The sequence below is a fragment of the Brevibacillus sp. HB1.2 genome (assembly GCF_013332495.1).
Classification (GTDB): domain Bacteria; phylum Bacillota; class Bacilli; order Brevibacillales; family Brevibacillaceae; genus Brevibacillus; species Brevibacillus porteri.
On record NZ_JABMIU010000023.1, the window covers coordinates 1 to 14,213 of the forward strand.

Annotated in this window: 14 protein-coding genes; 6 read left to right on the forward strand and 8 right to left on the reverse strand. The window is 47.8% G+C overall.

The window, feature by feature from the left end:
* Positions 1-439: 439 nt before the first annotated feature.
* The 3 genes from HPY28_RS28220 to HPY28_RS30625 are packed head-to-tail and all read left to right on the forward strand — an operon-like array spanning position 440 to position 1,227.
* Positions 440-775 carry an ArsR/SmtB family transcription factor gene (locus HPY28_RS28220; RefSeq protein ID WP_017251841.1) on the forward strand — a complete coding sequence of 112 codons (336 nt, stop codon included), beginning with the start codon at positions 440-442 and terminating at the stop codon, positions 773-775.
* Entirely contained in the window at positions 772-975 is a 204-nt protein-coding gene (locus HPY28_RS30620; protein ID WP_026043343.1) for an alpha/beta fold hydrolase, read from the forward strand. The genes HPY28_RS28220 and HPY28_RS30620 overlap by 4 nt, the downstream gene beginning before the upstream one ends.
* A gap of 27 nt (positions 976-1,002) precedes the next feature.
* Complete coding sequence (locus tag HPY28_RS30625) at positions 1,003-1,227, forward strand: alpha/beta fold hydrolase (protein WP_254613219.1); 225 nt, start codon at positions 1,003-1,005, stop codon at positions 1,225-1,227.
* Between the two features lie 48 nt (positions 1,228-1,275).
* On the opposite strand, the gene HPY28_RS28230 is transcribed toward HPY28_RS30625, so the two are convergent.
* The 3 genes from HPY28_RS28230 to HPY28_RS28240 are packed head-to-tail and all read right to left on the reverse strand — an operon-like array spanning position 1,276 to position 5,440.
* Positions 1,276-1,740 carry a hypothetical protein gene (locus HPY28_RS28230; RefSeq protein ID WP_017251843.1) on the reverse strand — a complete coding sequence of 155 codons (465 nt, stop codon included), beginning with the start codon at positions 1,738-1,740 and terminating at the stop codon, positions 1,276-1,278.
* A gap of 45 nt (positions 1,741-1,785) precedes the next feature.
* Positions 1,786-3,168 carry a ribonuclease H-like domain-containing protein gene (locus tag HPY28_RS28235; RefSeq protein WP_174231853.1) on the reverse strand — a complete coding sequence of 461 codons (1,383 nt, stop codon included), beginning with the start codon at positions 3,166-3,168 and terminating at the stop codon, positions 1,786-1,788.
* Positions 3,158-5,440 (reverse strand): DEAD/DEAH box helicase, encoded by a 2,283-nt coding sequence (locus tag HPY28_RS28240; RefSeq protein ID WP_174231854.1) that lies wholly within the window; start codon positions 5,438-5,440, stop codon positions 3,158-3,160. Before HPY28_RS28240 ends, HPY28_RS28235 begins: the two co-directional genes overlap by 11 nt.
* A 113-nt stretch (positions 5,441-5,553) precedes the next feature.
* Here HPY28_RS28240 and HPY28_RS28245 point away from each other — a divergent pair, with 113 nt between their 5' ends.
* From HPY28_RS28245 to HPY28_RS28255, 3 genes are read left to right on the forward strand one after another with little or no spacing between them, the layout of a single operon-like run.
* Entirely contained in the window at positions 5,554-6,660 is a 1,107-nt protein-coding gene (locus HPY28_RS28245; RefSeq protein ID WP_017251846.1) for an endospore germination permease, read from the forward strand.
* Positions 6,638-8,164 (forward strand): spore germination protein, encoded by a 1,527-nt coding sequence (locus HPY28_RS28250; protein WP_017251847.1) that lies wholly within the window; start codon positions 6,638-6,640, stop codon positions 8,162-8,164. The genes HPY28_RS28245 and HPY28_RS28250 overlap by 23 nt, the downstream gene beginning before the upstream one ends.
* A 2-nt stretch (positions 8,165-8,166) precedes the next feature.
* Positions 8,167-9,315 carry a Ger(x)C family spore germination protein gene (locus HPY28_RS28255; protein WP_173623803.1) on the forward strand — a complete coding sequence of 383 codons (1,149 nt, stop codon included), beginning with the start codon at positions 8,167-8,169 and terminating at the stop codon, positions 9,313-9,315.
* A 46-nt stretch (positions 9,316-9,361) separates the two neighbouring features.
* Here HPY28_RS28255 and HPY28_RS28260 read toward each other — a convergent pair whose 3' ends face one another.
* From HPY28_RS28260 to HPY28_RS28280, 5 genes are read right to left on the reverse strand one after another with little or no spacing between them, the layout of a single operon-like run.
* Positions 9,362-10,312 carry an NAD(P)-dependent oxidoreductase gene (locus tag HPY28_RS28260; protein WP_371813555.1) on the reverse strand — a complete coding sequence of 317 codons (951 nt, stop codon included), beginning with the start codon at positions 10,310-10,312 and terminating at the stop codon, positions 9,362-9,364.
* A 17-nt stretch (positions 10,313-10,329) separates the two neighbouring features.
* Positions 10,330-11,262, reverse strand: coding sequence for a sugar phosphate isomerase/epimerase family protein (locus tag HPY28_RS28265; RefSeq protein ID WP_174231856.1), 933 nt, complete (start codon positions 11,260-11,262; stop codon positions 10,330-10,332).
* Positions 11,259-11,993, reverse strand: a complete 735-nt coding sequence (locus tag HPY28_RS28270) for an HAD hydrolase-like protein (protein WP_174231857.1) — start codon at positions 11,991-11,993, stop codon at positions 11,259-11,261. Before HPY28_RS28270 ends, HPY28_RS28265 begins: the two co-directional genes overlap by 4 nt.
* A gap of 27 nt (positions 11,994-12,020) precedes the next feature.
* The gene (locus tag HPY28_RS28275) at positions 12,021-13,346 is read right to left on the reverse strand and encodes an ABC transporter substrate-binding protein (protein ID WP_174231858.1); all 1,326 of its coding nucleotides are present in this window, start codon (positions 13,344-13,346) and stop codon (positions 12,021-12,023) included.
* A gap of 32 nt (positions 13,347-13,378) precedes the next feature.
* Positions 13,379-14,206: a carbohydrate ABC transporter permease gene (locus HPY28_RS28280; protein WP_069852899.1), complete on the reverse strand. Its 828-nt coding sequence runs from the start codon at positions 14,204-14,206 to the stop codon at positions 13,379-13,381.
* Between the last annotated feature and the right edge of the window lie 7 nt (positions 14,207-14,213).

The following is a 14,213-nucleotide window of genomic DNA, read 5'->3' on the forward strand; positions in this document are numbered from 1 at the left end:
CACGAGCACTTCAAAAGTGCCGGACTCACAATATACCATGTATGTTTATTTTAAGTCAACAGGTAATTTTGGAGTGTTTCGTTTTGTTTTGTGCCGCCCTTTTTGAAAGGCGGAATACCAATATAGCATGATCTGTTTGCTTTATCAAATGAAATAATTGGAAATAAGATTTGAGTCCTCATCTTCTATCTCTTTCCTTACGCTTCAATACCTTTAAATCAGATTAAACTGCCCGCTATCTCAACAATTTACGTTCATTCAAAGCTACTCTTCTACATCTTTTGTCGAGTTTTCCATGCGATCTCTTGAATCTCTCCACCGGTTGTACCTAATTCTCCTCCTGTAACTGCCTTCGCAAACAAGCTGCCCCCCTTTTGGAGTGGATTTTAAAACTTTATATACATTGATACATATATACATAATGATGTATATTCAGTCCATGAACACGACACCGATGCAAGTCACATTACTCACGATCGCCGAGCCGAACCGTTTTAACATTATCGAACTGTTAAAACAGGGGCCGCACTCTGTCAGCGAAATCGTTCAAGCCCTCAACATCGGCCAACCTCAGGTATCTCGCCATCTGCGCATTTTGAGCGAGGCTGGGCTGGTACGCTCCCGCACCAAGGCGCAGCAGCGAATATATAGCCTCGAAGCCAAACCCTTTCAGGAACTCGACGAATGGTTCGATTCGTTCAGCATTCTTTGGGAAGAACGGCTCGACAATTTCGAGGACTATATGCTCGACTACAAACGAAAGGAGAAGCCATGACAGGTAAGCAGCTTGCCGCTCATTTTACCGTCTACAACTACGATCGTCGCGGGCGCGGACATAGCTCTGATACCGCCCCATATGCCGTCGAACGCGAAGTGGAGGATATCGAGTCATTGATCCATGAAGCGGCGGAAGCGCCTATTTGTTCGGCAGTTCATCCGGCGCCGTGCTGGCCCTTGAAGCAGCTAGCCAATTAGGCTCTCAAGTTCAAGAACTCTTTCTGCATGAACCACCGTTCATCATTAATGACAGCCGATCGCTGGAAAGTGAACGCCCCAACATTCATCATGACAGGGGAAAACAGCGGGCCGTTTTTCGATGACGCAGCCAAAGCGCTCTCCGAACTGTTGCCTCTGGCTAAACATCAAACGCTAGCCGGGCAAGATCATTCCGCAGTTGTGATGGCTCCAGATGTTTTGGCAAAAGCAATCGTAAATAGATGTGAATGAACACCATAGACCGTTTGCTCGGAACATGCAGTAAAAGCCCCTTTTTCGTCAGGGGGCTTTTTGCAGCTTCAGGGGGATTTGTTCTTGATGCTCTCCCCGTTCATCTGTCCATTTTAAGTCCATCTTCAATTCGGAGAAGTAGTATTCCAGCTGTTCTTTCGGCGTATCTTTTGCAGGAAAATCAGTCGAGAGAAGGTTCGGGTACTCCTTAAAAAGCAGAAACGATTGCTTATCATTGAGCTTTTTTAAATAATCGTGGTCGAAATTGCCGCTTGGATTACCGTTAACTAGATGAGCCTCGAAATGCAGCTTCGTGACGTCATTCTCCATTTTCTTCGTCAAGTAAAATGGATAAACAACATGTGTGTGTTCACTCTCAGTCGGCCTGATCTCCATGACCACGCTCCAATTGTCGCTCTCCCCCGTAAATGTATGAACCCAGTCGTCATTCGCAGAGCAACCGCCAATGCTAATGAGTAGCATCGCAAATAGAATCAAGACAATCTGTCTCATCCTACTCCCCCTCTGATCGATAGGTCTTCGATCTACAGTCCCTCATCACTCTTGCTCATCCGCCCAATCCAAAAATCCGGACAACAGGCTCTCTTCTTCCGCTTCATTTCCGCGTAGCTTTGCTTCTAACCGATCCATCCGCTTGTAATACGCCTCTGCGTCGGCCTTGGACCTGTTTCGCAACAGACTCCCGCGCTTTTTCCACTGCTCATACGCTTGCTTCGTGTAATACAAAGCCTTCTCCCAATCCTTCAGCTGGTGCTCGTACAGCTTGGCAGTCTCAATATACACCTCTTCCGGGACATATCCGGTGGACTGGATGCACGACTCCCAAACGGTTAGGGCTTGCTGCCAATCCTTTTGCTTTTTGTACAGATGACCGATGGCGAGCTTGGCCCGGTTACTCCACGCATGCTCACTGTCTGCGACGAGACGATAGCCTGCCATAGCGGCTTCCTGATCTCCAAGCGCGTCGTACCATCTGGCAATTTCGTAGCTTTCCTCGATAGATACTGTTGCACTCCCTTGCCCTACCAATAGCCGCGTCATGTGAATGTACATCGTGATCAGAGACAGGACGTCCGTCTCGTTATGACGCAGCACGCCTTCGATGACATCAGGGTCCTGAGCATGCAAAAAGTCGAAATACCGCACCGGTGCCAAATAGCCGGGCAAATCATCCTCGCGAAAAACATCCAGCTTTTCCTGCTCAATGATACCCAATCGGCACGATTCTAGCTCCGCCTTCCACAGTCTCCTCGCTCCGTGCAAAAGGTCAAAATGACCAAAGGTAGGCAAAGCAGGCACTTGATCGCGCACCAGTGTATGCCGTGTCCGAACTTGCGGCCAGTCAAAGGACTTTCCGTTAAAGGTCACCAGATGTGAGGACTTCTGTGCTTGCTCCAAAAACGATTGGTACAAGGTCACCTCTGCATGCGGGCCCGGGAGGAAATGCTGGCGCACCACGACATGCTCGCCCTCTATGCGACTGTATCCCAAAAGAAAAATCGCATTGCCTGCCCCGCCTGACAGCCCTGTCGTCTCCGTATCGAAGAACAGCAAGTCTTCTGGCCTCCTACCCGCAGCGGATAGCGGATGCTCTCGACCAGCCGCTTCCCACATACGGATCGCCTCACGCAGCTCGGAAAAGGCGTAAGCGCCATGCTGCTGATCAATCGGATAGCGAACTTCTCGAATCATGACGTAATCATCATCCCAGATGTAGGGCGATGCCTGCATTTCCTTCCACTTGTCAGCAAAAGGTATCTGTAACTCGGCGCTGCTATCCATTGGTACAGCCGCCCTCGGCTCTTCCCCCGGCTCTTTCTGGCGAATGGCCGTTTCCGATTCGACTGCTGGCGCTACCGATTTGTCCGTTTCCAGCGAGAGATGTCCCTTCATCCGTTGAAGCTTGGATTTAAGAGACATAAGTGTTTCCCCCTTGCGCGATACGCAGCAAGGTCATGGCTAGCCCCTTGCTGCCGTCATCTGTCGCTCCCACACAAGACGGACAGCCTGACTCACACGGGCAAGAGACAATCATCCGCTCTGCCTGGGTCAAAATCGTCTCCATTTCCTTATATACTTGCTCACTCAAACCGATGCCTCCCGGATAACGGTCATACAGAAAAATCGTCGGCTCCTGCGAATGAACGGCCTTACGTTGCGGTATCACGTGCAGGTCCATCGGGTCGCACATGACAAACAGCGGGGCTACGTGCTGCAACACATGCGCCAAACCAACCAATCCGCGTTCCACATCCTCTGTCCCAATCTCGCCGAGTAGCGCTTCGGAAAAACCGATCCACGCCGCATTTGTATGCAGTTCCTCTTCTGGTAAATGAATCGGTCCCGAACCGATATTTTCATGCGTTTCGAACTTGATTTTCTTAAAGATCGTCGCCATCGCATTCACAGCTACTTCTCCATAAGCCAACGTGCTCTGCGCATGACGACGGGACTGATCCTGCTCCAATACCTTCAGCGAGACGGCCAAGTTTGCATCTGTGTAATAATCGACCTGCACTTCCCGGACATACGCCTTCTTTTCCTCATAGTCCAGCTTTTCCACCTGGAATTGCGTCCCTTGATGCAGGTAGATAGCCTCGTCATGCAAGAGCGTCATGGAGCTGAAGCGGTCCATTTCCCCGATGACACGCTCATTTCCCCGTTCACTGATGTCGATGATCACGACATTTTCCTGCGAGGCTGACCGCAGACTGATGTTGTGGGCCGGGAATGAATCGTTCATCCAGAACCACTTGCCCCGCGAGTAATGAAGCACCTGCTCCTCGGTCAAGAACTCCAGAATTTCCACGATTTCCGCGCGACCGAATGTATCACCCTCACGAAACGGCAGCTCGTATGCCGCACATTTGAGATGATCCACCAAAATGATCAGGTTATCGGGATTGATCCGCGCTGTCTCAGGACTGCGGTCGAAAAAGTACTCTGGATTGGCGATCACATACTGATCCAATGGCGTGGAGCTACCGACCATCACGACGACGGATTCCCCCTGCCGTCTTCCTGCCCGTCCTGCTTGCTGCCATGTGCTTGCGACCGAGCCCGGATAGCCAGTAATGACACACGCCTGAAGCTGCCCGATATCTACCCCAAGCTCCAGCGCATTGGTGCTGACCACGCCCATAATGTCACCATTGCGCAAGCCGCGTTCGATCTCTCTGCGCTGGCTCGGCAAATAGCCGCCACGATACCCTTGGATCGTTTTTGGCCCTAGCTTGCGACGAATCAGCTCCTGCAAATACGTCAGCAAAATCTCTACACGTACACGGCTTCTCGCAAACAAAATCGTCTGTATGCCATTGATCAAAAATTGCTCGGTAATGTCTCGCGCCTCCAATGTGGCACTGCGTCTAATATTGAGCTGCTTATTGACCACAGGCGGATTGTAGAAAAGGAAATGCTTGATGCCAGACGGAGCACCATTGTTGTTGACCAGCACTACCTCTTCTTCTGTCAGTGCTTCTGCCAATTGCTTCGGGTTGGCGATGGTAGCCGACGTACAAATAAATTGCGGGTGACTCCCATAAAAGGCACAAATGCGCTTCAACCGCCGAATGACATTGGCGACATGGCTGCCAAAAACGCCGCGATATGTATGCAGCTCGTCAATCACGATGTATTTGAGATGCTCGAAAAAGGACACCCACTTGGTGTGATGGGGCAAAATAGCGGAATGCAGCATGTCTGGGTTGGTGATAACGATATTTCCTGCCTTCCGTACCATCTGCCGGATATTTGCAGGTGTATCACCATCATATGTTTCGGATTTGATCGAAAGGCCCATTTCCGTAATCAGTTCGTGCAACTCCGACTTTTGATCCTGCGCCAAAGCCTTGGTTGGGAACAAGTAAAGAGCCCGAGCCTGTGTGTCTTCCGATAACGTCTGGAGGATCGGCAAATGATAGCACATGCTTTTGCCAGAAGCCGTGGGCGTAACCGCGACGATGTGTTTACCTTCGCGCACATGGCGAAAAGACGTTTCTTGATGCGTATATAAGGAGGGAATGCCTCTATTCGTCAGGGCATCTCGAATTCGTCCGTCCAGTTCATCTGGAAATGGAACAGACTTTGCTTCCCGAGCAGGAATGACCCTCCAATGCGCAATGTTATCGCGAAATCGTTCCTCTGTTTTTATGCGATCCAATATGGCTGCGATATCTTTTTTCACATTCATTTTCGTCACCTTCTTGCTTCCATTTTACGAATGGACGTTCGGCATGTAAACATGGAATAAAGATCCACTTTGAACAGATACTACTATCAACTCAAGTATGTAGAGGTATGTGCATGAAACAAGGTTCTTTGACTTTTTTTCAAGTTGTCTGTATGTTGATGCTCACCATTGGCCTAATGAACCATGTGATTGTCATCCCCATTTTATTAGATGCCGCAAAACGGGATTCATGGATATCGGTTATTTTGGCAGGTGTCATCTTTCTTGTGTGGACCTGCCTTCTGTATTCGGCAATTGCCAAAACTCGTCAGCAGCATCTTTTTCTTTTGCTGAAAAAAGCATACCATCCTGTTGTTTCCTATATATTGGCAGGCATTGCATGTGTCTATTTATTCATGATGTGTGCAATTACGATGAGAGATACCGTTACCTGGATACACGTCGCTTTTTCCCCCAAGATGCCCACTTTTTTCATTGCCCTTTTGCTAGCTGGCATTTGCTTGTGCAATGCATACTTGGGCATACGCTCTATCGCAAACACAGCGGTCCTTTTCCTGCCGCTTGTCATCTTTCTCGGTTTCTTCGTCATGTCTTCCAACTACGCGCATAAAAGCTATATGTTGTTGAAACCATTCCTGGAGTTCGGGATGCTTCCTGTGTGGAAAGGCATGGTCTTTGTCGGAGCTGGTTATATTGAACTGATCATCCTTCTGTTTATGCAACAGCATATTCGCTCCAAGTATTCGCTGCTGCCCCTCTTGATTCTTGCCATCGTGTTAATAGGACTGACCTTTGGACCTGTTACGGGGGCAATTGCCGAATTCGGCACTGGCGAGTCGGAGAAGCTGAGATATCCTGCTTACGAAGAATGGCGCTTGGTTAATATTGGCCGCTACATTGAGCATATGGATTTCTTAAGTATTTACCAGTGGTTTTCAGGTGCTTTTATTCGCATGTCTTTGACGATCTTTCTCATCCTAGATATCTTTCGAATGGAAAATAAAGCGAAAAAACTGGTTGTCCTCGTCCTGCTTTATTCCCTATTGATTGCCATTGCCGTTCTACCCTTCAGCGATAACGCGTTTCTGGACATGCTAACCGTCTATATCGTTCCAATTATGTTTTATACGATGTTGTTCTACTCGTTCATTATCATCGTGCTCGTACATTGGTCCAGCCGAAGGAGGGGTATGATCTATGAGGAGAGTCCGAGGGAATGATGTCTTCGTCCCTAACGAACATCCACCGTCCATCCCAAACGATCAGCCTTTAACCGAACAATATTTTCGGCAATTGTTTGCCTCTTGTGCAGATGTCATCATAGATTCGGTTCGTTTCCCCTCCACAGAAGATCAGCAGAATTCGTCTGACGTTACCATCATTTATTCGGAGGGTCTATGCGATATCAAACAGATCAACCAATATGTGATTCCGAAGCTATCCCACATGTATCAAACGACTTCCCCGCTGAGTGCTTCAGGCCTTGAGCAATACAGTGAGTTATTTTTGAAAGCGATTCTCGACGATCGCAATCCGGACCTCCTTGTCAAAAAAGTATTCGGAGGGGAACTCCTCCTCTTCTTTCCTTCGTTTAACAAGCTCTATTGGATGGAGCTCTCCAACCCGCCGCAGCGCACTCCGGAAGAACCAACTACAGAGGTCTCTGTGAAAGGACCGCGAGATGGCTTTACCGAAGAGCCGCACATCAGTATCGGCTTGATCCGGAAAAGATTAAAAACCAATAGGTTAGCGGTAGAAGAGTACAGACTAGGTGAAGAGACACAAACAAGAGTCAATTTGCTGTTCCTCAAAAATAAGATAAACCCGGAAACATTGAATGAAATCAGAACCAAGCTTGAACAACTGCAAGTAACAGCGATTATCAGCAATACGCAGCTCGAAGATATGCTAACAGGCGCCCGCATACCGTTGTTTCCTCTGTTTGAGTATACAGGCAGGCCTGATTTTGCAGTTAACGCGCTGTTGCATGGGAAGTTTCTTATTTTTGTGGAAGGCTCCCCGATCGCCACGATCGCTCCTGTGACCTTGACTTTTTTATTTAATACACCGGAAGATATCTACTCGTATTTTTGGTATAGCGCTTTTACCCGTTTAATGAGATTGTTCGGATTCCTAGTGGCCTTGTTTCTTCCTGGCTTCTGGATTGCCTTGATTACTTATCATCAGGATCAGCTTCCTTACACACTGGTGGCAACGCTTGTCCTATCCAGACAGGGCGTCCCCATTCCTGTCCCGTTGGAAGCAATCGTCATGCTGCTGTTGTTTGAATTATTTCGTGAAGCCGGTATACGTCTTCCCATGGCTTTTGGTCAAACTTTATCCGTGGTTGGCGGTCTGATCATCGGTCAAGCCGCCATCAGTGCAGGGTTAACAGCTCCCGGGATTCTCGTAATTGTGGCGATGTCCGTTCTCTCCACCTTTTCACTGGTCAATCAAGACCTCGTCGGTACGGTTAGCTTGCTCAGACTCATCATCTTGGTCATTTCTGGTATGGCCGGGCTGTTTGGCTTTTTCATCTCAGTTGGGATGATCGTGCTGTACCTAACCAATCTGCGATCATTTGGGGTTTATTATTTGGAGCCGCTCTCTCCCCCTATTTTTCAGGATTTGTGGAAAGTAATCTTTCGGATCCCATGGGGAAAATGGTACAAGGTCCCTCACATGCTACAGAAAAACAGATCAAGCGAGGAGAATCAACAATAGCAATGCAAAAACTTCGCTGCTTTTTCACGACGATTTTGATCTGTGCCATGTTAAGCGGTTGTTGGGGTGCCAGGGAAATTGAGCATTTGATTTACGTCAATTCTATTGGAGTTGACTATGTGAAGGGGAAATTTGTGTTTTATACGCAAATCATTAGCTTCGGTAATATTGCCAAGCAAGAAGCAGGTGGACAACGCCTGCCTCAATCCATTTCCATCGGTAAGGGAGAAGGGAAAACGCTGGATGAAGCGATATTCAATCTGTACCCGACCTCACAACAGCGACTTTCCTGGAGCCACATCAAAGCTATTGTCTTTTCCGAAGCTGCCCTGAAGCAGGATGTCGTCAATCAATTATTGGATGTCGTCGACCGTTACTACGAATTCCGCTATACAATCTGGACATTTGCTACAAAAGAACCCATCGAAGATATTTTTAACGCCAAGCCTATTTTGAATATCTCTGTCCTGTATTCCCAATTGAACGACCCGGAGGATGTATACAGACAAAGCTCGGTCGTTGCTCCTATGTATCTATACAAGTTTATCTGGAAGTGGAAAGAAAGTGGGCAGACCATGCAGTTGCCCGAAATAGGGATCAACAAAGTTCAGTGGACCGAAGATAAAAAAAAGCACCCCAAACTGATCATGAGTGGCGTCTGCTTTTTGCATAACAAGAAATTGAAACAATGCATGCCACGTGCTGACATCATGGGTCTACGCTGGTTGGATAAAGATACGAAACGACCAGGGATTACGGTATATCATGATGGCCACCCCATCGCAACGCTTGTCATGGAAAAGATCAAACCGTCCATCACCCCCAAAGTGGAAAATGACAAAGTAACGTTTCAGCTCAAGGTGAAAACGAAGGCAAACATGCCCCAATTGGTAAAAGCCATTCCTGAAAAGAAACTACGCGAATATGCGGAGAAGAGCATTTCTGAGGAGATCATGCACACGTACCTTTTGGGACAAAAATCACAAATCGATGTTCTTCAATTGTCAGATGCTTTATATCGAGAGAATCCCAAGGCATGGCACAAGCTTACGAAAAATGGGGAGCTGCCTCTTCGTCCCGATACGATTTCCCGTCTGGACGTAGAGCTGGAGCTATTCGGAGGAAACCTCTCGAAGATACGGGAGCATTAAAACGAACCGGGACCAGTCTCTGATGACTGATCCCGGCTTTTTTTGTTTAGGAAAGTTGATTCAAATGATTGTGCGGTGTTTCATTGCGTTGGATTCGATCTATGTTTTCCACAAAAAATTGGTACCTTTTCTCGTGAAACTTGGTTCCGTCAGGCATGCCTGCTGTATGTGGGGTCAACACGACATTTTTCAAAGCACGCAACTCACTGTCCACGCTGAGAGGCTCCCGTGTGAACACATCGAGGCACGCTCCGCCAATCACATTGTTTTTCAATGCTTCGATCAAGTCCTCTTCACAAATGATCAGCCCTCTCGCTGTATTGACGAGCAGTGCATCACTTTTCATTTTGGCTAAAAACTGCTTGTCCACTAAATGTCTCGTGGATTCATTCAGAAAAATGTTCAGGGTGATGACGTCAGATTGGGCAATCAACGTGTCCAGATCAACCATTTCAGCATCATCGCTCTGCCTGTTCGGGTTGGTGTCGTACGCCAGCACCTTCATTCGGAAGGCTTTTGCCAGCTCCGCTACACGAGAGCCGATGGCACCAAAGCCGATGGTTCCGATGGTTTTTCCTGCGAGCTCGCCACCGACGTAGACGAGCTTGGTCTCATCCTCTCGATTTTTCATCGATTGATCGAGATAAGAGATGTTTTTGTAATACCCAAGAATGAGCGCCATAATATGCTCGGCTACTGCGTTTGCATTCACGCCAGCCGCGTTGCTCACCCAAATGTTTTTCTTCGTGCACGCCTCAATATCCACGTTGTCAAAGCCCGCACCCGTCTGGACAAACTTCAAGTTGTGCGCTTTGTTCAGCAACTCTTCATTTACTTGGATATGCTCGGGAATCAACACATTTGCTTCTTTGATAAATAACTCGATCTGCTCAGGCTCCACAATTTGGATGCGCCAATCCTGCGGAAACGCTTGTGTCACGCGTTGCTTGGAATAGTCGGTAAAGTATCCCGTAATCAATACATTCACTTCTGCCACAGCCCCAGTCTTTTCGTTTATGCATTGGCCCATGCTTCGTAAAAAGCACGTTTTACATTGGCGATTACCAGCATAGGCGATTCATCCTCAAAGCGCCCCACCTCAAAGGTCATGACCGGCTTCCTAGTCGGTTTTGGGCTCTTGAAAAAATCAATGTCATGGAGCGTCGTGATGAAAGCCGTCAGCTCATTCACACCAACCTCTGAATCCTCGACGTGAAACGGGAGGTGCTTATCCCCGAAATAGCTGGCTTGCCTGTCTTTCAAGTAACAGTTTCCGAGATGAATGTGCGTCAAATAATCTTTGGCCAGCCACAAGGATTTGTGCGGGTCCTCGCCCATAATCGGCAAATGGCTTTGATCCAGCAAGAGACCAAAATTGTCGTACTCACTGCGGATCACGTTTGCTACATGCACCGCCTCATGAGTAGGTCCGAGTAAATAGTTGCGGTCGACATATCGATCCCCGATCTCCAAAGAAATGCACAGCTCGTACGTATCGGCTTTTTCTTTTGCGTACTTGCACAGCTCCATCGCCGAAGCAATAAACGCCTGGATGTTTTTCGACTTGTTTTCCTCGCCTTGAAACTTACCCGTTACGATATGCATGATTTTTGCGTTCATTTCATAGCAGTGATCGATCAGCATCTTGCCTGATTGAATAGACTTGTTGCGAACGACCGGGTCCAAGGAGCTGAGATCAATCTGCAATTCTCTGGCTGCATCTCCACCGTTGAAAATAACCTCGACTCCGCTGTACGCCATATACTTTGCCGCTTGTTCCCTCGTCTCTTTGTCCGCGATATAGGACACTTCTACCGCTGTAAAGAATGGGTCTTCCAGGATCGTAAGAAGACTCGGAAGCATCTGTTCAGGCCTGCTTTGTGAAAAAGGAAACAGCTTCGGCAAAACGATTCCGATACTCGCCATTTTCTCCACAGGGTAGATCATACGATTTTACCGGACAAAATCAGCTCTGGCAGTTCTTTTACCGTGTCGAGCACATGTGTATGATAGTACTTGCCCCATACCTCGATGGGGGTCGAGCCTTGCATCACGCCGATGACCGCTTTGCAACCTGCGTTGTAGCCTTCAAGCATATCCGCTGGCGTATCGCCGAGCTTGATGACTTGTCTGACGTTTTGTACGTTCAAATATTCCATGGCTTTGAAAATCATGAACGGAGCTGGGCGTCCCTTGCCTTCTGGTACCATATCCAGGTCTACTGCATAATCGATCAAGCCGTCCTTCACCCAACCGAGCGACTCCATAATGACGCTGTTGATGTCTTTATGGAAGCCTGTCCCAGTCGCTACTTTAATGCCATTTTCTTGGCACCACTTCAGCGTTTCGGTTGCACCTTCGATTTCGCGGCAATTTTCCTGATAAAACGCAATCATGTATTCGGTATAGCGTTCGTACAGTTTGACAGCGTCCTCGAACGACGAATTGTCGATATCAATTTCAAAGTTTTTGAAGTCGATCCTATTTCCTTTTGTTCTCGCAATCAAATACTGATAGAGATGAATCTTGTTCGTTCCCATATGCGTGCTGATTTCATCGGGTGTCACGTTTAATCCGTATTCCACAGCCGCTTTATGCAGACAATCTCTCACGGCGTTATCGTCCTCTACCAACGTTCCTGCCAGATCAAATACTGCCAATGCGATGTCGTTTTTCATTTTTCCATCTCTCCTGTTCGCTATGTTTTATTGATTCAATGCCTTGTCGAGTTCTTTCTGTGCTTTTTCTTTCGCTACTTTGAGCGCTTCTGCGGCAGGAACGTTTTCGATCAGCACTTTGTCCTTCGCCAACTCAATTTCCGCATAAATTTTGCCGCCTGTCGGGTCTACAAAAGGAGCTATTCCATTCGTTTTCGCCTGTTCCAAAGGTACCGAGAAGTACGGATTTTCTTTCAATTTATTCTGGTAAATCTCTGTATTCACGGCGCTGTCGCGAATAGGAATATAGCCTGTGTTTACGGCCCAGTACGCTGTTTTTTCTGCTTCCGAGAAGTACTTCACGAATTCCCACGCGCCCTCTTGCTGTTCTTTTGAGGATGCTTTGAACAGGTTGAACATGACGGAAATGGCGACTGGTCTAGGTGGTTGTCCATGGAAGCCTTTTTGCATGCCAGTTGCTACCTTGGTGAAATCCAGATCGCCCCCGTCACCGGAAGAGCCTGTGTAGCCTGCGGATTTTCCGTTCATCACGTTGTCGATGGTTTTGTACCACCATTCCCAGCCATTGCCGCCATAGACAGTATCCATGATTTTGTCCTCATGAATGTATTTGCGAATGCTGTCCCACGCATACACCCATTCTTCCGAGTCGATCGTGACAGTCTTGCCTTCTTCGCTCACGATATCGCCGCCAGCTGAACGAGCGTAGTCGATCATATGCTCCGTGTACCACATGATGGACCAGCCGTTAATTCCCTCTTTTTCTTTGATGAGCTTGGCTGCATCCGCCAATTGCTCGAAGCTCGTGAGCGCATTGTAGTCAATCTTGTATTTGTCAAAAATATCTTTGCGGTAGTACATCATTTGCGTACTGACATAAGCAGGAACACCCAGCATCGCATCGTTGTACTTCCCTTGTTCTAGCAGCAGAACATCGTCCTTTTTATACTCCGGCTGATTGATCCTTTCATCTAATGGCAGCAATGCATCGCTTTTCGCCAGCTTCATAAATTCCGGATACGCATTGATCGCCAAGGCTGGGGGCTTGCCTGCTGCCAGCGAGGCCTGGAGTGCCTGCAACGTCTCGCTGTAGTCACCTTGGACAATCGGAACGACCTCGTATTTTTCATTGCTGCTGTTAAAGTCCTGCACGATTTTTTGCATCGTCTCCCCGAGCTTGCCGCCGAGACCGTAGTAGAACTCCAGCTTGATTTTCTCGTTAGGGCCAGCCGCTGCATTTGCGTTGCTGTCAGACGCGGCATTGTTCGAACAACCGACGGCTCCGGTAAAAATAAGCGCAGAACTCAGGATGGAAAGAATGACGCTCTTGGTGTTTCGCTTCTGATTTTTCACAATGACTCCTCCCAATAAATAGCGGTTTTGGTCTATTTGTTGACATACAGATTAGCCATGGAATGAATGATTCTTTTGCTTGCGATTGCGAGCAGGATCAGCATAGGTGCTAGTGAAATCGCACACGCTGCCATCGCCAGTGGGAAGTCCATCCCGTAGCCCGCCTGACTCATGAACAGCCTCCGCAAGCCAATCGTGACAAACATGTTTTCCTCCGACTTGATCAAGAGCGAAGGCCACATATAGTTGTTGTAGCTGTAAATAAATGTGATCAACACAAGCGAAGCAATCGCATTTTTGCAATACGGGATATACACCGTGAAAATGAGTCGTAGATGCCCCGCCCCATCCAGCTTGGCTGCATGCACCACATCCTTTGGCACCTGGGCGAACGATTGCCTCAGAAAAAAAATAGCGAAGATACTAATGAGCTCGCTGAGAACATAACCAATGTGCGTATCCAGCAAATTCGCTTTTGACAGCAAAATAAAGGATGGAATGTACGTTACCGCAGATGGAAGCATGTACGTTGCTAAAATAAGCACGAAGCAGTAACGAACCCATCTTTTCTGCGCCGTCGCGAAAACATAAGCCGCAAAAATCGCGGTGAAAATTTGAAAAACGATGATGATCAGGCTGACAGAAATGCTGTTCCACAAATAAAGCAACATCTTCGTTTCCGTGAATACACGGATGTAATTCTCAAAATGAAAGGTGGAAGGCAGCAGGCTCCCGCTGTACACCTCGCTTTTAGGCTTGATCGAAATCAAGAACATCCAGAGAAACGGAAACACCATCAGTACGCTTAACAAAATTAACATTGCATAATTTATGCCTGTTTTTAATTTTGCCAAGGACACAGCTCCC